Source organism: Pantoea sp. BL1 (assembly GCF_000963985.1).
Taxonomy (GTDB): domain Bacteria; phylum Pseudomonadota; class Gammaproteobacteria; order Enterobacterales; family Enterobacteriaceae; genus Pantoea; species Pantoea rwandensis_B.
Map to the genome: position 1 here is coordinate 50,757 of NZ_JZRH01000047.1, position 24,555 is coordinate 75,311.

The following is a 24,555-nucleotide window of genomic DNA, read 5'->3' on the forward strand; positions in this document are numbered from 1 at the left end:
AGCAGATGATGTTAGAAGAAATGGGTAAAGCGGCGCGTGCAGCCTCGTACAAACTGGCAGAACTCTCCACCGAACAAAAAAATCAGGTGCTGCTGACGATTGCCGATCGTCTGGAAGCGGAAAGCGCCGACATTCTGGCGGCGAACGAGCAAGATTTGGCCGATGCGCGACAGAATGGCATGAGCGCGGCATTGCTGGATCGCCTGACGCTCAATCCGCAGCGTCTGAAAGGTATCGCTGACGATGTGCGTCAGGTGTGCCGTTTGGCCGATCCGGTCGGGCAGTTGATCGATGGCGGCGTGCTGGACAGCGGTTTACGTATTGAACGTCGCCGCGTGCCATTGGGCGTGATTGGGGTGATTTATGAAGCGCGTCCTAACGTCACCGTGGATGTGGCTTCTCTGTGCCTGAAAACCGGCAATGCGGCGATTCTGCGCGGCGGTAAAGAGACCTATCGCACCAACGCGGCCACCGTTCGCGTGATCCAAAACGCGCTGAGCGAGCATGGCCTGCCCAAAGGGGCTGTGCAGGCGATTGAAAACCCGGATCGCGAGTTGGTTAACCAACTGCTGAAACTCGATCGCTATGTCGATATGTTGATTCCACGTGGCGGCGCAGGGTTGCACAAGCTGTGTCGTGAAAACTCGACCATTCCGGTGATCACTGGCGGTATTGGCGTGTGTCATCTCTATCTCGATGAAACCATGGATATTGAGCCCGCGCTGGAGGTGATTGTTAATGCGAAAAAACAGCGTCCGAGTGCCTGTAATTCACTGGAAACCTTGCTGATTCACCGCGATCAGGCTGAACGCTTTATTCCTGCATTTTTACAGCGGATGGCGCAGGAAAATATCCCGCTGCACGGCGATGCAAATGTCCTGCCGCTGCTGCAAAACGGTCCGGCCAGCGTCGTGGCAGTGCAAGCCGAACAGTATGATGATGAGTGGTTATCCAACGATCTCAACGTCAAGCTGGTGGCGGATCTCGACGATGCGGTTGCCCATATTCGCGAGCACGGTACCCAACACTCGGATGGCATCCTGACGCGCAGCATTGGCAATGCCAATCGCTTTGTGAATCAGGTTGATTCCTCCGCCGTCTATGTGAATGCCAGCACGCGGTTCACCGATGGGGGGCAGTTCGGTCTGGGCGCGGAAGTGGCGGTCAGTACGCAGAAGCTGCATGCGCGTGGTCCAATGGGGCTGGAAGCACTCACCACTTACAAGTGGATTGGCTGGGGCGACGATACGCTGCGCGGCTAATTTTCACTTCTGCAACACAATGGGCACCGCAAGGGTGCCCATTTTTTTTGCTTCCGATCCAATTATTTCCAGAGCTTTTTGATTTATTTCTGTCATCTATGGCGCCGCCGCGCCTTTTCGCCCATTTTTTGTTTTAACGGCTGGTATCAGCGTCACAGAACAATCCTGAAAACCCCTGTCAGAACAAGCTGTCGGGCATTCATTACTGGTTTCCACCTCGCCGAAGGGGATAATGATCATCCAGCTTCATTGATAAAAGCTGTTGGGTAGTAAACTGACGGTAATATAAAATGAACTGGTAGCAAAAATGAAAATAACATTCAGTCTTTAACTGATGGCAGATTATTAACTGATGGTTAAAAAAGAGAGTAACAGACAAGCTTTTACTGCCAGGCTGATTGCCGCGTGTGACAGCGCGGGAATTGTCGGACATGGACGGAACAAACAGGTTGCACAGGCACTGCAGGAAAGGGGATGCAGGATCTCAACACCGGGGGTCTGGAAATGGTTCAACGCGCAATCGATTCCAGATGACAGCAATTTACTGGCGCTCAGCCAGTTACTGGACGTGCGCGTAGAATGGCTGCAGTTTGGCATGGAAAAACCCGCTGCCACCATCGGCCAGCAGACGTTGATGGACCCACAACATCGGTTCCGCGTCGAAAGCCTGGATATTGGGCAGCGTAGCGCTCAGGGCATTGCTGCGCGTGATGATCTGGTCGAAACCATTCAGGCGATCGAGTATGGGCTGGATGAGGCGCGCGTGCTGTTTAGCGGTCGTCCGGCAGAGAACATTCGACTCATCGCGCTGAACAATGATTCCATGGCCGGCACCTTTGCGCCGCGCGATCAGCTGTTTGTGGATATCAGCGTGCACCGCTTTGACGGCGACGGGATATACCTTTTCACGCTGGACGATCAACTTTATCTCAAACGTCTGCAGCTGCAGCACAGAAAGGTCGCGGTGATCTCTGACAACAAGCGCTATGAGACCTGGTACCTGACGCTGAATGAGGCGGCCTCATTGCAGGTGGTAGCGCGTGTCATCATGAGCCAGGCCCGCGATTACCAGATTTTAGGTTGATCACAAAACGTATTGAGTGGGTAAAAAAATATTCTGGCTGAAATCATAAATTTAACTGACGGTAAATAAAAAATTAACTGTTGGTGTTTGCCAATGTATTAGAACCTGTTAATAATTTGACCATGGAAGGACGACATCACTGCTCCCGGATGAGCCCGCTCTTAAACAATTGAGGCGCTGCACAAGCGCGATACCCACCACCCAAAGTCAGTGAATTTTGGGATGGGGTGGATGCGCATTATGCAGCGTCGTCAGCTCTCTTCTGACTTCACTCTCCTCTGCTTTTCCCTGGCCGCGAACGCAGCCGGGCGGGTCGATGTCGAGTGTTTGCAGTGGAATAGCGGACGCTTCGGCTTCAGCCGACACGCCGCGCCTGCCACCCCATCGCCAAAAACTCATTCACAGGAGGAGTTATGGCGATTATCCAGTATGGCAAGTCAGTCTTCACCGGGAACGCGCGCACCCGTCGTCACCGACGCCGCCAGTCACTTAGCCGCCTGAAGCACAGTATCGACTGTGCCTTAGGCCTTGAGCCCGATAACCCAACCCTGCGTAGCGCAGAACGCATCTGCCAGCGCCAGACGCAATCGCGAGTCGACTGTGCGGTAATGGCCCCTACACGAAGTCAGGCCGAAAGTGCCAGCTTCGATAACTGCTGTCTTCCCCACGTCCATTTGTACGCCGTGCGCTAAATCCTTGTCATATTTCCCAGCTTTAAGCGGAACGTTTCGTTACTGCTCACTGTTTAGCCTCGCTTGAGCGTAGCGCGGATAACGCGCGGTATCACAACGGGCAATAGATCAGTGAGATTTATGTTTTGGAGTCTTTGCGCAGTCATTTTTCCATCGTTGCGCCCGTCAAAGAGGAATCGCTATGAGCCAGATTATTGCCATTTTGAATTTTGAAGAGGGCTACCGTGAGGCGCCCTACCTTGATACGCAAGGGTTTCCTACCGTGGCCGGCGGTATCCGCATCGGACCAAAAGGAGCCTCACTCAGCAACTACATCTTCCAGGTCCCGCGACGAGTGGGGGATGTGTGGAAGCAGTGCATTGTGGAAAACAAAGTGCTGGAGATGAACCAGCGTGCTCTGGTGCAGCAAGCGCTAAGCAAGTGCAGTGAGGCGCGCTGTGATGTGCTGATCAGCATGGCATATCAATTGGGCGTCGATGGATTGTCCCTGTTTCGCGGCATGCTGAGCGCCATCACGCAGGGGGACTTTAACGGCGCCGCCAATGCCATGCTCGACAGCTTGTGGGCACGGCAAACGCCCGGGCGCGCAAGGCGTCACGCAGAGGTGATGCGCAGTGGCAGCTACGACATTTATCGGGGGCTGTTATGAACATGAGATGGACGGTGTTTGTCATCGCGGTGCTGACAGCAGTGATTGTGCTGTTGTTGCTCCAGCGTTTTACCACGCTGGAGTTCGTCAAGCACGCACGATTATTGTTCAAAACCTGGTCAGTGTGGCTGGCCTCATTGGGATCGATGCTCAGTGCCTGGGCGCAATCCTTTCCTTCATCCGCGCTGGATGCCTGGAATGCACTGCCTCAGGACATCAAAGACATTCTTCCTCACAACTACCTCGGGTTGATTGGTGCCTTCATGGTGGCGATGGGGGTTCTGGCGCAGTTTGTTCGGCAGAAAAACCTGATTGAACAGCGCAAAACGCTGGAGGAGAAACCATGACGCTTATCACTTCACTGCTTGGCGGCAGCTGGCACTGGCTGGCTGCGTTGACGGGCATTGTTGCGGCACTGGTGGCCAGCTACTTCGGTGGCAGAAAGATTGGCAAGGTGCAGCAACAAGCCAAATCAGAGGTGGAATCCGCAAACAAAGCGGCCGTGCAGGCTGTCGCGGTTAACCAGCAGCAACAACAGTTGCGCGAGGAGGCTAAACGTGTGGAAGTCAGTAATCTTAACCTTGATGACGCTGCTGCTCGCGACAAGCTGCAGCACTCGAAATACAACCAGCCCTAAATCTCCCGTCGTTATCGACTCTGCTTGCACGCTTTTTTCCCCGATTTACACCCACGGCCATGACGCCGAGCGCATGGATGTACGCACCGTGCGCGCCATCAACAACCACAACGATCTCTGGGATCAGCACTGCGGCCAATTGGCGCAGTAACGCCGTTCCCACACTTGCATTGCAAACCTGAAAAGGCCGAGGAGGCTATGATGATCGAAGTTAATTCATTCGCAGAACTGCGCACCACCACGCCGACTAAAAATGGCGATCTGGCGTTTTTGCGCCGCTACAACGCGGACTCCACCTTCCATGGAGGCGGTGACTTCACCGGTTTTATTGGCACCACCACCGCGACAGACGATGGCGGTACCTTAGCTATCGGTAATGGCTTCTACTGGAAACGCGTGATTAACGATCCTTCTGACGTGAACGTCTATCACTTTGGTGCCAAAGGAGACGGTTATGCCAATGACACGGACGCGGTTAATCGCATGCTAACCTGGACGCAGAATTACAGCGGTAATATTAAGGACCTGCCGATTCGTTTTCCCGGCGGGAAGTTTTTGATCAGTCCAATTGATATCAGCGGCACCGATAACGCCTTCTTTGGCTTGCAGGGTGATGATGTTGAGCTGGGTTCACTGCCGCGTACCACGATTATCTCGGATAAGAGTGCCAACCCGGTATTCAAGGTAAAGGCGCGCCGCACCTCGATTCGCGGCATTGCCTGGAATGGTCAGGCCTCGGCCGACATCACCACCAACAAAGGCACCATCACTGCCGATATGTGCAGCAACGTCCAGCCGTTCTTCGAAAATACCTGTATCGAAGGCACCACGGTAAACATCTACTGTTTCCGCGCACAGAATAACGGCGGCACGGTGATTAAAGTGCTGGACACGCTGGACAGCAAATTTGACCAGATTTACACCCTCTACACTTATGCGCGCGTCTTCGATGTGGGCTGGTCAAATTCACCCAACGGTGTATGGGATCACTCTACCGCGATTGAGATTTGTAACTGTAACTTCCAGACGGGTTATGGTGACGCCACGTTGTATATGCCGCGCTGTACACAGGGGATTTTGCGCAATGTGTGGATCGAGCACACGCGCAATCCAGGAGACTTGTCGGATGGTGGCTGGACCATTGACACGCTCAATATTGAGGATTGCGGCAATCCTTTCAATCTCAATAATGCGCGCGTGGTGATGCGTCAAATCAATCTGCAATCCGGCGCGAAAGTGTCGAACGATCTGGTTGCCGGCAGATGGCTCTCCACCTTCGAATATGGTTATCGCCGTGACGAGAGTTACGGCAGCTTCCTGACCGGATCGTTACGTGCCGGCTATTATAGCGGCTACAAAATCACCAATAACACTTCAACCGACAACTGGTATCGCCTGGGGCAGTTGTTCTTCCCCAATGCGAACCAGCAGTGGGTGATGGAGTTTATTGGCAAAGCCGATGCCACCCAGCCCACCGGCACCGCCGGTACCCCGGTTAACGTGGCCAGTAGCGGCAAAACCTGGATCAATTTGCAACGGCTGGATACGGTGTGGGCAGATGCCTTTCATATGGGGCAGCCCGCCATCCTGGATATGCGTTACGGACGTGTCGGCACCACTTATGCCGTGGTGTGGGTGAAGCTGAAAGCCAACAGTGGCGACACGATGCTGAACCTGAAAAATACCGGCCCGACGCGATTCGATAGCGGTTCCTGCTCGCTGTTCCAGTCTGATCTGTCGGTCGTTACCGATACCACCACCATGGGCACATTGAAGCCAGCCGCACGCTTTGGCATGCACAATGGGCTGGCGGGGATTGGTGCCAATGAGAAGGGCGTGCTGACGGTAGCCACCGCTGCCGGAACGCCAACCAATAAAACCACGCCAACCGGCTTTGTGCTGGTGAATATCAACGGCGTTGACCGTAAATTGCCTTACTACGACTGAAATCCAACCTATCTGGCGAGGCTGCGGCCTCGCTTTTTTTTTTGATCAAAATGCACACTGTGCAGTTCAGTTGCGTCGTCTCTTTAAAAAAACGAGCCTGTCAGCCGCACAGGATAGCGATATGCTCATAGGGAAGGTGTTAACTTTCTTTTTATTTTAGTTAATGCGCACAAAAAACGTGAATTTGACAGGTGTGTGGTTTTTAGTACGGCACAAGGTAAAAGATGGCTCAATTTATCAGATCCGTTCTTATCTCAAGATTCATTACAGTTTAATTTACTCAGTTAATTAGCAGGTTAACTTATAGAACAAGGTGTTAGCGAAGTATGGCCTTGTCAGTCCATTTCTATCTTATTATTCCTAACAGTATTTGACTGCCGCCTTAATCAGTTTTCTGAAAACCGATTCATCCGCGCTAATCTTTTCCCTTCTACGATATCTCATTTCCAGCTAAGTAAATTCCGTATTGGCCTCCAGGCCATTGACCTCATCGCCTTGTCTGGTGAGAATGCGATTAAAAGTTTGAATCAGATCGCAAAATTAGGGCCCTGAGCCCATTGCAACACGGCTGCGAGAGTCATGTTGAATTAACGCCACTTGCCATTATCGAACGGCGAAAGACGCATCGAGATAATAAAATGGCAGGGCATACAGCAAAATCGTTAATGTCGTCACATTCGTTGAGAAGGCCGTCTTTAGATGCACCTTTTCAATCCCGGTCGGCATTTCTTGTGGTGCAAAAAAATTCAGTAGGCTGCACCCGTTTTAATCATATGAATGGCATGTTGATAATTGGCGTTTCTTATTGATGTTACGGTGATTGCACTAAGCGTCATCTTGCTTTCAAAATAAGATTTCATATAACTGCATGATATTTAACTGAACTCGTCTGAGTGCAGTGTGGTTTCTTTGCGCCAAAAATAGCCCGTAGCAGGTAGTCAGTACACTGGTAACTGTAAGCCAGGGGCGGTAGCCTGCGCTTTTCGTTAAATGAATGAATAATAAAATCGCACGATTTGGTTAGCGATAATCTTATTTAGTCCACCGTTTTATGAGCGTTTAAAGGCCGGTAATTCCTGCCTGAGGAAACTCCTAAATAAATCAAAGTTAATGTTAAGCCGGACGAAAGGGACGTGAAGTTTGGCTTAGCCATGAATCTCACTGAGGTTGATCTGTGAAAGATAAATTAAAAAATTCGATGTGGATGATTGCTGAAAAAATCATCGCGGTGTTTGGTCTGATTTTCGTGACGTCCTATGTCGCGAAATATGTTGGACCGACCACCTTCGGCATTATCTCACTCTCCATGCTGGTGTTTCAGTTTATTCAGTCGATCGCCGTTATGGGCAGCGATGTGATTTTGCTGAAGCGTATTTCGCAAAATCGTCATTCAGGTATTCGCCTGATGATGGCGACTTTTCTGCTGGTGATGCTGATTTACTGCGGTTTAGCGCTCAGCGGCATGGTGATCATGGGAGAGGCGTGGAGCCGTGAAGCGCTGGTATTTATCTGCGCAGCGGCGATTGCCTGTCTGTTCTCGTCGATTGATCTGGTCAATATCTACAACGAGGCCATGCTCAACGCCCGACTCAATGTGATCGCCAACGTGATTGGCCTCGCAATCAGTCTGTCAGTGCGCTTCATTATTTCATATCTGCAACTGGATCCTCAGTTTCTGGCGATCCCCATTGTGCTGGCCACATTGCTGCCGTTCAGCATCAAGCTGGCGATCTTCTGGCGCTATCATCGCCAGGGGCCAATCCCGGCGCTGCGCCACATCAAAAAGTATTCGCGCTACATGGTGGCTTCCGGCATTTCGCTGGTGTTCTCGGTGATCGCCATCGCGATTTATACCCGCGTCAACCAACTCAGCGTTTCGTATTTCCTTGGCGTAAAAGAGGCGGGGATATTTGCTGTCGCCATGACGCTGGCAACCTCATGGGTGTTTTTACCCAACGCCTTGTTGGCCTCATTTTTTCCGGCGTTCTTTGCCGAGCGTGATGATGAGCAGTCAATTATCAAAGCGCAAAAACTGCATCTGCTGGTGCTGGGAGTATCCGCCATCGTGATCATGGCGATATGGCAACTCTCGGGCTGGTTTATCCGTGATTTTTACGGCGAGGCGTATCTCGATGCCATCGCGCCGACGCTGTTGCTCAGTGTGGGTGCGATGTGTGGTGTGCTCAGCAGCTTAATGGACCGTTTTATTATTAAGTACAACGGTTATCGCTTTTTAGTGAAAAAGACCTTTGCGGTATTAATTATCTGCCTGGCATCGTCCATTTTATTGGTGCCACTTTTAGGTTTAACCGGCGCTGCCCTCAGCGTGGTATTAACCGAATTCCTCTCTTTCTCGCTGCTTAATTATTTCTTCACTGCGCAACCGGTGATGCGTATTCATCAGATTTTTTTCAACCCCAGGAAACTATGGCAGTTATTTGTCAATTACAAAACCTCAGACAGTAAAGAGAGTTTATCATGAATGAAAAACCACTTTTCAGTATTATTATTCCCGTCTATAACTCACAAAAAACCATCAAGCGGACATTGCTGAGTGTGCTTAATCAGACATTCAGTAATTATGAAATTGTGGTGGTCAATGATGGTAGCACTGATTCAACCCTAAACGTACTGGAGGAGTTTTCACGTTATTCTCAGGTCACGGTGATCAACCAAAGGAACGCCGGTGTCAGCGCGGCTCGCAATAGCGGGTTGCAGCAGGCCAGTGGGGAATATGTTCTGTTCCTCGATGCAGATGATTGGGTGGATGATGATTTCCTGATGATCTTCAAACAGAATCTGGAGGCATGGCCAACGGAGTCGATAGATCTGATGGTAGGCAACCTCAACGACGGTCGCGTGGGCAAGGTCTCTCGGGCTGGCTTCTTCAGCAATGAGGATATTCCTTATGTGCTCGGTGAGCTGGAGATGAGCGACAACATCGGTTATTTGCATAACAAGTGTTATCGCCGTCAGATACTGAGTGAGCTGAATCTGCGCTTTATCGAGGGGATCTCGATGAGTGAGGACCTGTTATTTAACCTCAAATTCTTCAGCTGTATTAGCAATTTTCTGGTCACTCAGGGAACGCCCTACCATTATGAAGATGTTGCCGGTTCATTATCCAAGCAAAAGGTTCATTACAGCGAGCTTAAAGTCAGGAAACAGTTTCTGACCACACTGTATGACTCTATCGTTGAGAAATATCAGGGAAGCAATCTCGATTACCTGTTAAAAGGCATTTCAAAACGCGTGCTGGCGTTAGACATGCAAATTGTCACAGCGATGTATCATTCGTCGTTTTCACCTGCGGATATCGCGCAGGAAATTAATGAAATAAAGCGAGGGAAATACTCGAAAGGGATTTTCATTCTGCTGAATAAAAATGAAAAACTGAAGTACATGATTATGAATTTGAATACTATCACAGCGTACTATTTCCTTTATGCACTCTACAGAATGCGCGCATTCTGATTTGAAATTCCCCCGGGATTATTCTCTGTCATTGTCTGCTGCGGATATTCCTCAGAATACCGAGTGGAACGATGGCTTCGCCAGAGAGCAGTTGCCGGGGGAGTTTCACCTTTCTCTACTGCAGTCCCTGTGGCAACGGTTCGCCGTTGCCACATTTTCCCTGCCAGCACGACCTGCCTTTCACTCCTCGCTGTCTCGCGCATGATTCTCCTGCTAATACCCCGGGCAGTCTGCCATTCGAGCCCGACAAATCCTTGCACTCCAGCATGCTCTCAGGTCAAATAGCGCCCATGCAAACGTTTGCGTGCGTGAGTCATGCATTTCTGTTGATTTAATGACCGATTCACGCATTTATGACGGCTTTGTGATGCATGTCTTGCGTTCAGGCAACCTTAAGTCGTCAAAAACGCGTAGCATGTGCCCCGTCGCACCAATGGCATGTTTAGCCGCCGTGATTTCGGCTGCATTGTTTAAAAAGCTTTAAATTCTGGAGAGACAGATGGACAACTCACAAACCGTTGCGCAGGGCACGGTTGAGGCCCGTTCAACAGGCTGGCGTAAAAGTGATACCGTGTGGATGCTGGGCCTCTACGGTACAGCGATAGGCGCAGGCGTTTTGTTCCTGCCTATCAATGCAGGTGCAGGTGGTCTAATCCCCCTGATTATTATGACAATCCTCGCGTTCCCCATGACCTACTATGCACACCGTGCTCTGACGCGCTTTGTGCTGTCGGGTAAAAATCCCGGTGAAGATATTACTGAAGTGGTGGAAGAGCATTTCGGTGTGGGCGCTGGCAAAATCATCACCTTGCTTTATTTCTTCGCTATTTTCCCGATCCTGCTGATGTACAGCGTGGCGATCACCAACACCGTCGACAGTTTCATCGTGCACCAACTCGGTATGGTGTCGCCGCCGCGCGTGGTGCTGTCATTGGTCCTGATCATTGGCATGATGACCGTGGTGCGCTTTGGCGAGCAGATGATCGTGAAAGCGATGAGCGTGCTGGTGTTCCCGTTTGTTGCGGTGCTGATGTTGCTGGCGGCTTATCTGGTCCCACACTGGCACGGCGCAGCCCTGGAAACGCTGTCTTTCAGCCAGGGGTCGGGCGATAGCAGCATCTGGATGACGCTGTGGCTGGCAATTCCGGTGATGGTGTTCTCCTTCAACCACTCGCCGATTATCTCGTCGTTTGCGGTGGCGAAGCGCAATGAATATGGCGCAGGCGCGGAAAAGAAATGCTCACGCATTCTCGCCAGCGCACACCTGATGATGGTGGTGACGGTGATGTTCTTCGTCTTCAGCTGCGTGCTGAGCCTGTCACCCGCGGATTTGCAGGCGGCGAAAGATCAAAACATCACCATTCTTTCCTATCTGGCGAACCACTTTAATGTGCCAATGATTGCCTGGATGGGACCGATTGTGGCGATGGTCGCCATCACCAAATCGTTCCTTGGCCACTATCTGGGCGCGCGTGAAGGCTTCAATGGAATTGTGGTGAAATCGCTGCGCAGCCGGGGGAAAAACCTATCGCCTCAGCGTCTGAACCGTGTGACAACCGGCTTTATGCTGCTGACCACCTGGCTGGTTGCCACCTGGAATCCGAGCATTCTCGGGATGATTGAAACTCTGGGCGGACCGATCATTGCGATGATTCTGTTCCTGATGCCGATGTACGCGGTTCAGAAAGTCCCGGCGATGCGTCAGTACAGTAGCAAAATCAGCAATGTGTTTGTGGTCATTGTTGGCCTGTTAGCGATTTCGTCGATTGCGTATTCGCTGATGAATTAATGCAAAAGGGCGGCGCGATTCCTCGCGCCGCTCTGTCTTACACTGCCGCTGTCTTGAAGACGCTCATTGACTGCGCCAGTCTATCGGCCTGCTCCTGCAACGCTTGTGAAGCGGCAGAGGCTTCCTGCACCAACGCGGCATTCTGCTGAGTGACCGCTTCCATCTGGGTAATGGCCAGATTGATCTCACTGATACCGCTGCTTTGTTCGCTGCTGGCAATGGTGATTTCACTCATGATATCCGCCACGCTCTTCACGCTGTTCACCACTTCACCAATGGTGGTTCCCGCATGTGTCACCAGACGGCTGCCTTCATCCACTTTCGAGACTGAATCTTCAATCAGGACTTTGATCTCTTTCGCGGCAGAGGCGGAGCGCTGTGCCAGATTGCGCACTTCTGTCGCCACCACGGCAAATCCACGGCCTTGTTCACCCGCGCGAGCGGCTTCAACCGCAGCGTTGAGTGAGAGAATGTTGGTCTGGAAGGCAATGGAATCGATCACGCTGATGATATCGACGATCTTCTTAGAAGAGAGGGTGATCGCTTCCATCTTCTCGATGACCTGTTCCATCACCACGCCACCCTCTTTGGCGACGGTTGAGGTGGTGGCCACCAGCTGATTAGCTTCACGCGCGTTATCCGCATTGTGCTTCACGGTCGCGGTCATCTGCTCCATGGCAGAGGCGGTCTCTTCCAGCGAGCTGGCCTGCTGTTCGGTACGGGATGAGAGATCGATGTTACCGCTGGAGATCTGATTCGATGCGACGGCAATAGTGTCAGAACCGGCGCGTACGTTTGACACAATCGTCAGCAGGTTATCGTTCATCGCCTGCAGTGCCTGCATCAGCACGGCGGTTTCGTCTTTACCGCTAACTTCAATGTGTGAACTGAGGTCGCCCGCCGCGACTTTCTCGGCAATGCCCACCGCTTCATTCAGCGGACGCACAATTGAGCGCGTCAGCATAAAGCCAAGCAGCACGGAGGCGGCAATCGCGATCGCCGAGAAGATCAGCGTGATTTCGATGGCGGTAGAGCCGTCATCAATAATGCCAGAGCCCTCTTTGCGCAGTTGATCTGACTGTGAGTTGGCAAAAGCCACCGCGCTATCAAGGTAGGCGTTCTGGGTGCTGGTGATTTTCTTCAGCACATAAGTGCTGGCTTCCTCGAGCTTGCCTGCACGAACCAGATCCAGCACTTCATTCTTTTGCTGCTCAAACAGTTGGCTGGCGGCCAGCAGGCCGGCGATTTTCTTTTTACCGATTTCGGTAACCTGAATGGCTTCAATCTTTTTCATGGCGCTGTTGGTGCGCTCGGTTGCCTCATCCAACTGCTTATAACGTTGCACGTTATTTTCCGGACGCAGCGTGTCAATCACCATGCCGCGCAGGTATTTGATCTGATCGTTCACGCCATCGCGCACGTCAAAACCCAAACGGACTTTGACATAGCGGTCTTCCACAATTGAGGTGATGCCGTTTTTGATGTTGTTAATTTTCATAATCGACGTCACACCGACTACGCCCAGTAGGGCCACGACAAGCGCGAAGGCTATCCCTAAACGGGCGCCCACTTTCATATTCTTTAAGCTCAACATTGGTTCTCCCCGTAATGCTAAATAGTGTTGTTTTCAAGACGGAAAAGCAGGCAGTTGGCCTGCATCAGGCTGATGTTTTATAAGGTAAAGATACTTACCGGGCGTAATTAATCTGGTATGGCAGCACCGGTTCAAGCGCTATCAGTTATCGGTTGTTAATGTTTTAACTTTAATTTTTTAGATGCGCGTCACAAAATCGTTAACGTGATTAATGAGTGGATCGGTGTGTGAGCGCAGGCAGGGCGTAAAAAAGGCGCGAAAATCGCGCCTGATTAAAAAAGGGGAGGATAAAAAAGGATTAGCGTTTCTTCTGCAGTACGCGATGAATGACGCTCGACAGTTCGTTAATCTCAAATTTCGCCACATAGCCATCGGCGCCGACTTTACGCACGTGGTCTTCGTTGGCGCTGCCGGAGAGCGAGGAGTGGATCACCACCGGAATCTGGCGTAATGCGTCGTCGCGTTTGATATTGCGCGTGAGCGTAAAACCATCCATCTCTGGCATTTCGAGATCGGTCAGTACCAGCGCGATTTTGTCATGGATCGACTCGCCTGCCGCTGCGGCTTCTTTCTGCATCTCGTTAATTTTGATCCAGGCTTCCAGACCGGTGTTATGCATGATGGCTGGAATGCCCATGCTTTTCAGACCCTGCTCCAGTAGCTGGCGCGCGACTTTGGAGTCTTCCGCGACAATTGCCACCTGGCCGGGCTTGAGGTTGAAGTCTTTCGCCGTCTCGGCGCTCGGCTCAACGCCGCGCACGGAAGGGATGATGTCATACAGAATTTGCTCAACGTCCAGCACCATCGCCAGATTGTTACTCTGACCGTCGGTGTCGAGGCAGGCGATACTGGTGATATTGCGGCTACCAATGCCGGCTTCAGCGGTGTGCACCTGATTCCAGTCCAGGCGCACAATATTTTCCACCGACTCCACAGCAAAGGCCTGCGTGCTGCGCGCATATTCGGTGACCAGCAGCAGATTGAGGCCGGTTTCCGGTTTGCAACCGGTCACCGCGGGCAGGTCGATGACCGGGATAAACTGACCGCGAATACTGGCCATACCGAGCAGCGGTGATTGCATACCCGCCGCACGGGTAATGGTCGGCATTGGCACGATTTCACGCAGTTTGAATACGTTGATGCCGTAGAGCTCAGATTTGCCTTTCAGCTGATCGGAACCCAGGCGGAACAGCAGCAGTTCGAATTTATTGGAAAGCGCAAGGTTAGCGCGTTCATCGATCTCTTTCTGAAAATTATCCATCATGGCCTCAAGCGGAATCTGGGCAGGTAAAGGGGCAATGATTAACTTATCGGCAGCGCGGGAAAAAAATGAAGGGGCGGGCAGAAATTTTAGCGCGAGAGCGGATGCCCTCGCGCAAAAGGGGATTACTTGAGCAGGATGGCGCGGACGCTTTTGCCTTTGATCTTGCCTTCTTTCAGCTTGATCAGCGCTTTCTTCGCCTGTGCCGCATCGATCGCGACATAAGCATGCGTCTGCGTCAGGTCGATCTTGCCGATTTGATCGCCGCTAAATCCGGCTTCACCGGTGAGAGCACCGAGAATATCGCCCGGGCGGATTTTGGCTTTGCGCCCACCATCAATGCACAGCGTCATTTTAGTGGCAGGCAGCGCTTGCGCCGCTTTGCCTTTCAAGGTGGCGGAGGAAACCCAGTTGAGTTTCTGGCTCAGATACTCTTCCAGTGCATTAGCACGCACCATTTCATCGGGCGCGACAAAACTCACGGCTAACCCTTTCTCACCCGCGCGACCGGTGCGGCCGATGCGGTGGATATGCACCTCAGGATCCCAGGCCAACTGGAAGTTCACCACTAACGCCAGCGATTTGATATCCAGCCCGCGCGCGGCCACATCGGTGGCAATCAACACGCGGATGCTGCCATTGGCGAATCGGATCAGGACGCGCTCACGGTCGCGCTGTTCCAGATCGCCATGCAGCGCCAACGCGCTGATCTGACGATCGTTCAACGCAGCGGCGATATCATCACATTCACGTTTGGTGTTACAGAACACCACGCAAGAGGCAGGCTGCTGCTGGCTGAGCAGAGCACTGAGCAGATTGCCACGCTCACTGGCGCTGGCTTCGATAAATTGCTGGTCAATCGCGGGTAATTCGGCTTTATCTTCTGTGGCAACGGCCAGAGCATCGCGCTGGAAACGCTGGCTGAGGCTGGCAATGGTGTCTGGCCAGGTGGCAGAAAACAGCAGTGTCTGGCGTGCTTCCGGCGTGAACCCGATGATGGCTTCCATGTCGTCGCGGAACCCCATCTCCAGCATGCGATCGGCTTCATCTAACACCAGCGTCTGCAGTGCATTGAGGTCGAGGTTGTCACGCTTGAGATGATCAAGGATACGGCCCGGCGTGCCGACCACAATATGTGGCGCATGCACCAGCGAATCGCGCTGCGCGCTCATCGGTTGGCCGCCACACAACGTCAAAATTTTAATATTGCGGGTGAAGCGCGCGAGTTGGCGCAGCACGTTACTCACCTGATCCGCCAATTCGCGGGTAGGGCATAACACCAAAGCCTGGGTCTGGAAGCGGCTGATATCGATGCGTTGCAGCAAGCCAATACCAAAGGCTGCCGTTTTACCGCTGCCGGTTTTCGCCTGCGCACGCACATCGCGCCCTTCAAGAATGGCGGGCAATGAAGCCGCCTGAATAGGTGTCATGGCGTCGAAGCCCATCTCGCGCAGGTTGTCGAGTTGGCTGGCAGGGAGTTGCGTCAGGGTAGAAAAAGCGGTCACGGGAATGTCTCAAATAGCGGTCAGGATTGCGGCGGTCAGTCTCGCAGAAAGGGCTGCTATCGGCAATGCAAATCGCGTCATTGATAACATAGTGAAATCGATTAGCGCGGCGATCATTTGGCTAATTATTCGTCTTTTATAGATGTGAAATTCTAATCATTTTTGTCACCATGGCCGATTGTTTTAAACGGTGTGAAACGTCTTTTTTGAATGAAAAGGTGCAATTAGCATTGATAAAGGGACTGTTTAGCGTCTTTATGACCTGTTTTTGTCTATGTTACGCTTATGTGTCACTTAAGATGGGTAAAATTCCGATTAAAATAACCTGCCGTTTTGCTTTATATTTGGCGCGCCATTTGGCAAACAATAATATATTCAGAGGTCCACTTTGAGTCTTTACGTCCAGGGACAAAACGAAGACATTCTGAAAATCGTCGGCCGCGCCGTGTTAACCCTGCATCTGCACGGAGAGACCTTATCTTCGGATAAAGTCAGCTCCATGATTGCCTGTTACGCGGAAGAAGAGCCAGTTAGCGACGATGAAAACCAGCGTTTGTATGCGCTGGCGATTCAGATGTTATCGTAAATCCAGCCATCTGCAATGGCGCATGCCGCCCCTGCATTTACCGTTCATCAAGCCTCCTCACGGAGGCTTTTTTGATCTCAGGCACTGAACACCGCAGTACCACGCTGGAAGGTGGCACGCACCGGGGCAATCCGTGCCACCGCTTCGGCGGAGCAGCTCGCCTCAACCAGCATCATGCTGGCATCATCCTGCACTTTCGGCCACTGGCGCTCGCCCTGATTCGACAGCGGCAGGATGCCGCCGGTGGCAATGTGCAGTGCCCGGCTCAAACCAAACTCATCCGAACCGCGATAGAGTTGCGCATACAGGTTGGCTTTCTCCAGCATGCTGCCGGTGCCAAACGGTGACCAGTGATCGATCACGCTGTCGGTGCCGGTCATCACCGTGATGCCCGCGGCCTGCAATTGCGGTAACGGCATGGTGAGTTTGCCGATGGGGATAGTGGACGCCACGCTCATCTGTTGTTCAGCCATGCCTGCAATCATCTTATCGAGCGTTTTGCCTTCCAGCGTGGCCAGCGCAAAGCCATGGCTCAGCGTCACTCTGCCTTTGAGCGGCGGGTTCTTCGCGATGGTGTCCACCATATACTGAATGGCTGCCACGCCAGATGGCGCGGTTTCGTGCAGATGGATATCGACGCCACGATCAAAATCCAGCGCAATCTGGAACATGGCATCCAGCGAGGCCTGCATAGCGCCATCCACATTGGTGGGATCCAGTCCACCAACGTACTGTACGCCCATCTGCATCGCTTCGCGCATCAGGCCATCCACTTTTGAATGCAGTAAACCGTGCTGCGGGAAGGCGACAATTTCACAGGGAAATTCGGGGTGGTTCGCCAGCGCCAGCTTCAGATGCTCCAGGCTTTTCAGGCCACTCACCGGATCGATGTTGCAATGGCTGCGTGCTTCTGTGGTGCCTTTACTGTGCAATAAGCCGATCAACGCTTCAGCACGCGCCTGCGATGTGGGGAGCAGCTGCGGGATCAGTACCTGCTCACGGGCAATCATATCCATGATGGTTTTGCCCTGGCGCGGACGCGGGGCTTGCCAGGGGCCGCTGTAAAATGTTTTGTCCAGGTGGATGTGCATGTCACGGGTGCGCGGCAACAGCAGCGAGCCTTGGGCATCCCACTGCGGAATGTCGGCGTTGCGCGCTGTACCGGCGGCTTCGATGGCGGCAAATTTGCCGTCTTTGACGGTGATATCGTAAAGCGCTGTCCGCGTCGCGATGATGTCGTTGCCGTCACGCTCAAAGCCCTCTTCGAGGCGTACGTTGAGCAATTGGTAATGGTCCACGCGCGGTGGCGGCGCAGAGATTGGCGATACGGCGGAAGAGGGCGAGGGAGCGGCGGCGCTCATACCGGCTGCCAGCAGGCTTCCGGCGGCGGTGAGGCGGACGCCCTGGCTAATGAAATCGCGACGGCTAGGTGAAATGAGGTGCATCAGAGGCTCCAGTCAACAAGGAAAACGTTAATCTGGCAAAACCCGGGTCGCGGCGCTGCGATATTTCCCACTGCTGAGCAGTGGAAAAATCACTGCCACTTCAACTGGCAAAATTCGACTAACGCCTCGGCCAGCGCCTGCTGCAAATCGTCCTGTGGGGAACGGCAAAACAGCGCCAGCTCAAAGTGGCTGATCGGCGGTAAACCCTGAGTTTCAGCCAGCACGCGATGCCCCGGCAAACGACAGCTGGCAGGCAGCAAGGTCAGGCCTAAACCCGCCGCGCTGGCACTGGCGAGCGCCACCAGACTGGCACTGCTATAACTGATGCGCCAGCTGCGGCCCAGCGTATCCAGCGTCTGACACATCTCCTCGCGATACAGTCCCTGCTGGGGAAATACCACCAGCGGCACTGGCGTCTGCTCAAAGCAGGGGTGTTCGGCGCTGTCCAGCCACAGCAGGGGTTCCGGTCGCGCTGCCAGCGGACGTTCACCGCCGGGTTGCTTGATCAGCATGATATCCAGCTCTTCTCGCTGCCACGCACGATGCAAGTCGACATACATGCCGCTCATCACGTCGAGGCGCAGCTGAGGATGTTCGCGACTAAACTGTGCCAGCAGTGCTGCGGTGGGGGCTGCAAAATCCTCTGGCACGCCAAGGCGCAGGACGCCATCGCGCCACTTGTCGCTCAGTACATCGTGAGCTTCGCCGTTAAGCGCAATGATCCGGCGGGCATAGCCAAGTAATTTCTCTCCCTCCTCAGTTAACACCACCTGATGCGAGGTGCGTTCCAGCAGCGCTTTACCAATCATCTCTTCCAGGCGGCGAACCTGCTGGCTGACGGTGGATTGCGAGAGGTGCACGCGCTCAGCGGCGCGTGTGAAGCTGGCGGTTTCACATACCGCGACAAAACTGAGTAACTGCTGCGGCGTAAACATCGGCTGACGATTCATTTTTCCACTGATCGCTATGGTGTTATTTCATTTCCAAATAGTAACCATTGCTGCGACCCTGACAACCTTTCTGCTGCAGGATTGTGTATGAACCGACATTCCAACGGATTGACGCTCGCCGCTTTGGTGCTGGCCGGGCTCAATATGCGTCCGTTACTGACCTCTGTTAGCCCATTGCTGGGCGAACTTCGCCAGGCTATGAGCCTCTCTTCGATTGCCGCTTCATTGTTACCCGCCGTGCCGATGGTGATGATGGGCGCGGTGGCGCTACTCAGTGCCTCCCTGATGCAACGTGTTCCGCTGCAACGTTTGTTGATCGCCGGGCTGATCCTGCTGCTGCTGGCGCTGGCCGCACGCGGTGTGATTCACGACGGGCAATGGCTGGTGGTCAGCGCGCTTTTCGCCGGGCTGGGGGTTGGCGTGGTGCAGATGGCGATGCCGGGGTTGATTCGCCAGCGTTTTGCCCAGCGCAGCGCCCCCGTTACCGGGTTGTGGGCGGGGGCGTTAATGGGCGGCGGCGGATTGGGGGCAGCACTCTCGCCGTGGCTCAGCGCGCATTTCGGCTGGTCACTGGCGCTCACCGGTTGGGCACTGCCCGTATTGCTGGCGATTGTGCTGTGGTGGATCGTGCGTGTGCCGGTGACGCAAAGCGCAGAGTCGGTCTCTATGCCCTCGCTTTGGCGCAAACCGCGCGCCTGGTCGCTGGCACTCAGTTTTGGCCTGGTCAATGGCGGCTATGCGACCTGCGTCGCCTGGCTTCCGGATGCTTATCACCACCTTGGCTGGTCAGCACAGGCGGGCGGCTCATTGCTGGGCGTGATGATCCTTTGCCAGGTGGCAGGCGCGTTGTTGATGCCCTTGCTGGCGCGCAAGGCGGATCGCCGTCCACAGCTGATCATCAGTCTGGTTTGCCAGCTGGTCGGTATGTGCGGTTTCCTGTTTGCCCCCCTGTTGGCGCCATGGTTGTGGGCGGCGATTGCCGGATTTGGTTTAGGGGCTGCGTTCCCGCTGGCGATGGTGCTGGCGCTCGATCACCTGCCACATCCGCAGGCGGGTGCACGACTGGTGGCGTTTATGCAGGGCGCAGGTTTCATCATCGCCGGGTGTATGCCGTTTATCGCCGGTCAGTTGCAGGCGCTGACGCACAGTTTTACCAGCGTATGGATGATGCAGGGCGGCGTGACGGTGGGATTGATCGTACTGAATCTTCGCTTCCATCCCCACAGCTATCGTCGGGCCTTTGGTCAGACAGAGTGAGTATTGGTCCTACCAAAACGATTTAAATGTTGCCACATCGTCACATAACACGAAAAATCACCCCAGCGTCGTTGCTTTAGATTAACAATGCATTAACTATCTGGAGCCAGAAAGCCCCGCACTGCATTTTGGTCCTACCAATTTCAGTGAGCAGAAGGGCAAGACCTGCGGCGCAAACCTGCATTGCCGTTGCGCTGCACTCATCTGGTAACCTCTGGAGATAACGGCATGCCGGTGTGGCAACAAAACTACGATCCTCTCAACAATCTGTGGCTCTCCAGCCTGGTGGCGGTGATTCCGATTGTGTTCTTCTTCTTCGCGCTGCTAAAGCTCAAGCTGAAAGGCTATCAGGCGGGCACCGCCACGGTGGTGATTGCACTGCTGGTGGCGCTGTTCCTGTATGGTATGCCGTTGGGCCAGGCGCTGGCTTCCGTGGTGTATGGCTTCCTGTACGGCCTGTGGCCAATCGCCTGGATCATCGTCGCGGCGGTATTTGTGTATAAAATCTCGGTGAAAACCGGGCAATTCGACATTATCCGCGCTTCGATCCTCTCGATTACTCCCGATCAGCGCTTGCAGATGCTGATCGTCGGTTTCTCCTTCGGCGCGTTTCTCGAAGGGGCGGCGGGTTTTGGCGCACCGGTGGCGATCACCGCAGCCCTGCTGGTGGGATTAGGCTTTAATCCGCTCTACGCGGCTGGCTTATGCTTGATCGTCAACACCGCGCCAGTGGCCTTTGGTGCGATGGGGATTCCGATTATTGTCGCCGGGCAAGTCACCGGACTCGACAGCTTCCAGATCGGGCAGATGGCCGGGCGTCAATTGCCGTTCCTGACCATCATTGTGCTGTTCTGGATCATGGCGATTATGGATGGCTGGCGCGGTATCAAGGAAACATGGCCAGCGGTGATCGTGGCGGGCGGATCGTTCGCCATTGCGCAGTTCCTCAGCTCCAACTTCCTTGGCCCCGAACTGCCAGACATTATCTCGTCACTGGCCTCTCTCATCTGCCTCACGCTGTTCCTGCGCCGCTGGAAGCCAGTACGTATTTTCCGTTTCGATGAGAAAACCGCCGTTGACCCGACGCTAACCTCTCAGCGCTATACGTTGGGCCAGATTGTGCGCGCGTGGATGCCATTCCTGTTCCTCACTGCCACCGTCACCCTGTGGAGCATTCCGCCGTTCAAGGCGCTGTTTGCTAAAGGTGGCGTGATGTACGACTGGGTGTTCAGCGTTCCGGTGCCGCTGCTGCATGAGCTGGTGGCACGTATGCCGCCGGTGGTGAGTGCGGCAACGCCTTATGCGGCCATCTTCAAGTTTGATGTGCTGTCAGCCACCGGCACAGCGATTATCGTGGCGGCGGTGCTGTCAGTGATTTGGCTGCGTATGAAGCCCGCAGCGGCGATCCAGACCTTCGGTGAAACGCTGAAAGAGTTGGCATTGCCCATCTACTCAATCGGTATGGTGCTGGCCTTCGCCTTTATCTCCAACTACTCCGGATTGTCTGCCACACTGGCCTTAGCGCTGGCGCACACCGGCAATGCCTTTACTTTCTTCTCGCCGTTCCTTGGCTGGCTTGGCGTGTTTCTGACAGGTTCCGATACCTCTTCTAATGCGCTGTTCGCGGCGTTGCAGGCCACTACCGCGCAGCAGATTGGTGTGTCGGATGTGCTGCTGGTGGCCGCCAACACCACGGGTGGCGTGACGGGTAAGATGATTTCACCTCAGTCGATCGCCATCGCCTGCGCCGCCGTGGGGCTGGTGGGTAAAGAGTCGGATCTGTTCCGCTTTACCGTTAAACACAGTCTGATTTTCACCTGTATGGTGGGGGTGATCACGACACTGCAAGCTTATGTCTTAACCTGGATGATTCCATGACAGAAAACACGCCGCGATTAGCGGAAACGCTACGGGCGCGATTGCTCGCCTGGATTGAGAAATATCAGCTGGAGCCGGGTATGCGCTTACCGGCCGAGCGTCAGTTGGCCGCTGAGTTCGGTGTGTCACGCTCATCATTGCGTGAGGCGATTCAGCAGCTGATCAGTAGCGGCGTGTTAATCAGTAAACGCGGCGGCGGTACCTGGCTATGTGAGCCGCAGGAACCCTGGTCGGAACAGCGGATTGTCGAGCCGATTCGCCAACTGCTGGCGGACGACCCGGATTATCGCTGGGATATCCTGGAAGCGCGCCACGCCATCGAAGCCAGTACCGCCTGGCACGCCGCCTTGCGTGCCACGGAAGCGGATAAAGAGAAGCTGCGTCTCGCCTTTGATGCGCTGCTGAAGATGCACGACTGTGACGATCCTGATATCGCGGCGCAGGCCGATCTGCGCTTCCATCTCGCCATTGCTGAGGCCTCGCACAATGTGGTGCTACTGCAAACCATGCGCGGTTTCTTCGATTTGCTGCAGTCTTCGGTACTGCACAGCCGCCAGCGCATGTACACCCAGCCGGTGATTTTTAATCGCCTGAATGAACAGCACCAGGCGATGTTTGATGCGGTGATGGCCGGTGATGCCGAGTCGGCACGCCAGGCGGCGATGGATCACCTCGGCTTTGTGCATACCACCTTGAAATCGCTCCATGAAGATGAAGCCCGGCAGGCGCGGATTACCCGCTTGCCAGGCGAGTCTCTGGATAATCGTAAGGAAAAAAACTGATGATCATCTCTGCAGCCAGTGACTATCGCGCCGCGGCGCAACGCATCCTGCCCCCGTTCCTGTTCCACTACCTTGACGGCGGCGCGTATGCCGAGCACACCCTGAAGCGCAATGTGTCCGATCTGTCGGACGTGGCACTGCGTCAGCGTGTGTTGAAGAACATGTCCGATCTCAGTCTGGAAACCAAACTGTTCAACGAAACGCTGTCGATGCCGGTCGCGTTAGCGCCTGTGGGTTTGTGCGGCATGTACGCGCGACGCGGGGAAGTGCAGGCCGCGCGTGCAGCGGCACTGAAAGGCATTCCGTTCACGCTCTCCACCGTATCGCTGTGTCCGATTGAAGAGGTGGCGCCTGCCATTAATCGTCCGATGTGGTTCCAGCTGTATGTGCTGCGCGATCGTGGTTTTATGCGTAACGCACTGGAACGCGCCAAAGCGGCGGGTTGTTCGACGCTGGTCTTCACCGTGGATATGCCGACGCCGGGCGCGCGCTACCGCGATGCGCATTCGGGCATGAGCGGGCCAAACGCGGCGATGCGTCGCTACTGGCAGGCGGTGACGCATCCGCAGTGGGCGTGGGATGTGGGGCTGAATGGCCGTCCGCACGATCTCGGTAATATCTCTGCTTATCTCGGTAAACCTACCGGTCTGGAAGATTACATTGGCTGGCTGGCCAATAACTTTGACCCGTCGATCTCATGGAAAGACCTGGAGTGGATTCGTGAGTTCTGGGATGGCCCTATGGTGATCAAAGGCATTCTGGATCCCGAAGATGCGCGTGATGCGGTGCGCTTTGGCGCGGACGGCATTGTGGTCTCTAACCATGGCGGACGCCAGCTGGATGGCGTGCTGTCATCGGCACGTGCACTGCCCGCCATTGCAGACGCCGTGAAAGGCGATATTGCCATTCTGGCCGACAGTGGTATCCGCAACGGGTTGGATGTGGTGCGTATGATCGCGCTCGGTGCAGACACGGTGCTGCTGGGCCGTGCCTTTATCTATGCGCTGGCGACCCATGGCCAGCGTGGCGTTGAGAATTTGCTGAATTTGATTGAAAAAGAGATGAAAGTGGCGATGACGCTGACCGGGGCAAAAAGCATTGCTGAGATCACCCAGGATTCGCTGGTGCAGGCAAATGCGCTGCTGAGCGAAGCGGGATTACATCCGGCCCGACCACGTGCCGTGAGCTGAGGCGCGGAAAGCAAAATGAGTGGCGTTGTCTATACTGACTGCTGTCTGACTAACAGGAGGAATGACATGACCATTCATAAGAAAGGATCGGCCCATTGGGAAGGCGACATCAAAGGCAAAGGTACCGTGAGCACCGAAAGCGGCGTGCTGAACAACCAGCCTTACGGTTTTAATACCCGTTTTGAGGGTGAGAAGGGCACTAATCCGGAAGAGCTGATTGGTGCTGCACATGCGGCGTGCTTCTCCATGGCGTTGTCGCTGATGCTGGGTCAGGCTGGCCATCCGCCAAAAAGCATCGACACCACGGCGGATGTGTCACTGGACAAAAAAGGTGAAGGTTTTGCCATTACCAAAATCGCACTGACCAGCACCATTGCGTTGCCAGGCATCGACAGTGCCAAATTTGATGAGATTATTCAGAAAGCCAAAGCGGGCTGCCCGGTCTCTCAGGTGCTGAATGCCGAGATCAGCCTGGACTACACGCTGAATAATTAATCGCCCTTACGGTTTACCAGCGGTAGAATAGCGATGCGCCTTTGGGCGCATCGTTGCTTTCTGCCGTCTGGAGGATGC

At 54.0% G+C, this 24,555-nt stretch carries 21 protein-coding genes; 16 read left to right on the forward strand and 5 right to left on the reverse strand.

The features are described 5' to 3' along the window. Positions 1-8 precede the first annotated feature (8 nt). The 10 genes from proA (at position 9) to VH86_RS19830 (ending at position 11,534) form a co-directional block, all read left to right on the forward strand. Positions 9-1,262 (forward strand): glutamate-5-semialdehyde dehydrogenase, encoded by a 1,254-nt coding sequence (gene proA, locus VH86_RS19790; RefSeq protein WP_038648750.1) that lies wholly within the window; start codon positions 9-11, stop codon positions 1,260-1,262. Between the two features lie 352 nt (positions 1,263-1,614). After that, positions 1,615-2,346 carry a S24 family peptidase gene (locus tag VH86_RS19795; RefSeq protein WP_045833881.1) on the forward strand — a complete coding sequence of 244 codons (732 nt, stop codon included), beginning with the start codon at positions 1,615-1,617 and terminating at the stop codon, positions 2,344-2,346. A gap of 413 nt (positions 2,347-2,759) precedes the next feature. Then, positions 2,760-3,038, forward strand: a complete 279-nt coding sequence (locus tag VH86_RS25255; RefSeq protein ID WP_071845630.1) for a hypothetical protein — start codon at positions 2,760-2,762, stop codon at positions 3,036-3,038. Positions 3,039-3,219: 181 nt separating this feature from the next. Beyond that, complete coding sequence (locus tag VH86_RS19800) at positions 3,220-3,687, forward strand: hypothetical protein (protein WP_034825324.1); 468 nt, start codon at positions 3,220-3,222, stop codon at positions 3,685-3,687. A 2-nt stretch (positions 3,688-3,689) separates the two neighbouring features. After that, a complete protein-coding gene (locus VH86_RS19805) occupies positions 3,690-4,034 on the forward strand; it encodes a hypothetical protein (RefSeq protein WP_197079554.1) in 345 nt (114 codons plus the stop codon). Beyond that, positions 4,031-4,324, forward strand: coding sequence for a hypothetical protein (locus VH86_RS19810; protein WP_045833882.1), 294 nt, complete (start codon positions 4,031-4,033; stop codon positions 4,322-4,324). The genes VH86_RS19805 and VH86_RS19810 overlap by 4 nt, the downstream gene beginning before the upstream one ends. A gap of 201 nt (positions 4,325-4,525) precedes the next feature. Further along, a complete protein-coding gene (locus tag VH86_RS19815) occupies positions 4,526-6,271 on the forward strand; it encodes an amylovoran biosynthesis protein AmsF (RefSeq protein WP_045813730.1) in 1,746 nt (581 codons plus the stop codon). A 1,174-nt stretch (positions 6,272-7,445) separates the two neighbouring features. Further along, positions 7,446-8,753 carry an oligosaccharide flippase family protein gene (locus VH86_RS19820; RefSeq protein ID WP_045833883.1) on the forward strand — a complete coding sequence of 436 codons (1,308 nt, stop codon included), beginning with the start codon at positions 7,446-7,448 and terminating at the stop codon, positions 8,751-8,753. Continuing rightward, complete coding sequence (locus tag VH86_RS19825; RefSeq protein ID WP_038648733.1) at positions 8,750-9,745, forward strand: glycosyltransferase family A protein; 996 nt, start codon at positions 8,750-8,752, stop codon at positions 9,743-9,745. The genes VH86_RS19820 and VH86_RS19825 overlap by 4 nt, the downstream gene beginning before the upstream one ends. Positions 9,746-10,244: 499 nt before the next feature. Then, a complete protein-coding gene (locus VH86_RS19830) occupies positions 10,245-11,534 on the forward strand; it encodes an HAAAP family serine/threonine permease (protein ID WP_045833884.1) in 1,290 nt (429 codons plus the stop codon). A 37-nt stretch (positions 11,535-11,571) separates the two neighbouring features. Here the strand turns inward: VH86_RS19830 and VH86_RS19835 are convergent, their stop codons facing one another. From VH86_RS19835 to dbpA, 3 genes are all read right to left on the reverse strand, one after another. After that, the gene (locus tag VH86_RS19835) at positions 11,572-13,128 is read right to left on the reverse strand and encodes a methyl-accepting chemotaxis protein (RefSeq protein ID WP_038648729.1); all 1,557 of its coding nucleotides are present in this window, start codon (positions 13,126-13,128) and stop codon (positions 11,572-11,574) included. A gap of 298 nt (positions 13,129-13,426) precedes the next feature. Further along, positions 13,427-14,389, reverse strand: coding sequence for a chemotaxis protein (locus VH86_RS19840; RefSeq protein WP_045813734.1), 963 nt, complete (start codon positions 14,387-14,389; stop codon positions 13,427-13,429). A 125-nt stretch (positions 14,390-14,514) separates the two neighbouring features. Beyond that, positions 14,515-15,894, reverse strand: a complete 1,380-nt coding sequence (dbpA, locus tag VH86_RS19845) for an ATP-dependent RNA helicase DbpA (protein WP_045813735.1) — start codon at positions 15,892-15,894, stop codon at positions 14,515-14,517. Between the two features lie 388 nt (positions 15,895-16,282). Here dbpA and VH86_RS19850 point away from each other — a divergent pair, with 388 nt between their 5' ends. Then, on the forward strand, positions 16,283-16,480 hold the full coding sequence (locus VH86_RS19850; RefSeq protein WP_038648725.1) for a hypothetical protein: 198 nt from the start codon (positions 16,283-16,285) through the stop codon (positions 16,478-16,480). Positions 16,481-16,557: 77 nt separating this feature from the next. On the opposite strand, the gene VH86_RS19855 is transcribed toward VH86_RS19850, so the two are convergent. Beyond that, positions 16,558-17,925, reverse strand: coding sequence for an amidohydrolase family protein (locus VH86_RS19855; RefSeq protein ID WP_045833885.1), 1,368 nt, complete (start codon positions 17,923-17,925; stop codon positions 16,558-16,560). 89 nt (positions 17,926-18,014) lie between these two features. Next, positions 18,015-18,875, reverse strand: coding sequence for a LysR substrate-binding domain-containing protein (locus tag VH86_RS19860; RefSeq protein WP_045833886.1), 861 nt, complete (start codon positions 18,873-18,875; stop codon positions 18,015-18,017). Positions 18,876-18,962: 87 nt separating this feature from the next. Between VH86_RS19860 and VH86_RS19865 the strand changes: the two genes are divergently transcribed. From VH86_RS19865 to VH86_RS19885, 5 genes are all read left to right on the forward strand, one after another. Next, positions 18,963-20,132 (forward strand): cyanate transporter, encoded by a 1,170-nt coding sequence (locus VH86_RS19865; RefSeq protein ID WP_045833887.1) that lies wholly within the window; start codon positions 18,963-18,965, stop codon positions 20,130-20,132. A gap of 228 nt (positions 20,133-20,360) precedes the next feature. After that, positions 20,361-22,010 carry an L-lactate permease gene (gene lldP / locus VH86_RS19870; RefSeq protein WP_045833888.1) on the forward strand — a complete coding sequence of 550 codons (1,650 nt, stop codon included), beginning with the start codon at positions 20,361-20,363 and terminating at the stop codon, positions 22,008-22,010. Beyond that, positions 22,007-22,792 carry a transcriptional regulator LldR gene (lldR, locus tag VH86_RS19875; protein ID WP_045833889.1) on the forward strand — a complete coding sequence of 262 codons (786 nt, stop codon included), beginning with the start codon at positions 22,007-22,009 and terminating at the stop codon, positions 22,790-22,792. Before lldP ends, lldR begins: the two co-directional genes overlap by 4 nt. Continuing rightward, the gene (gene lldD / locus VH86_RS19880; protein ID WP_045833890.1) at positions 22,792-23,982 is read left to right on the forward strand and encodes an FMN-dependent L-lactate dehydrogenase LldD; all 1,191 of its coding nucleotides are present in this window, start codon (positions 22,792-22,794) and stop codon (positions 23,980-23,982) included. The genes lldR and lldD overlap by 1 nt, the downstream gene beginning before the upstream one ends. A gap of 66 nt (positions 23,983-24,048) precedes the next feature. Further along, a complete protein-coding gene (locus VH86_RS19885; RefSeq protein WP_038648715.1) occupies positions 24,049-24,477 on the forward strand; it encodes an OsmC family protein in 429 nt (142 codons plus the stop codon). The last annotated feature ends 78 nt before the right edge of the window (positions 24,478-24,555 follow it).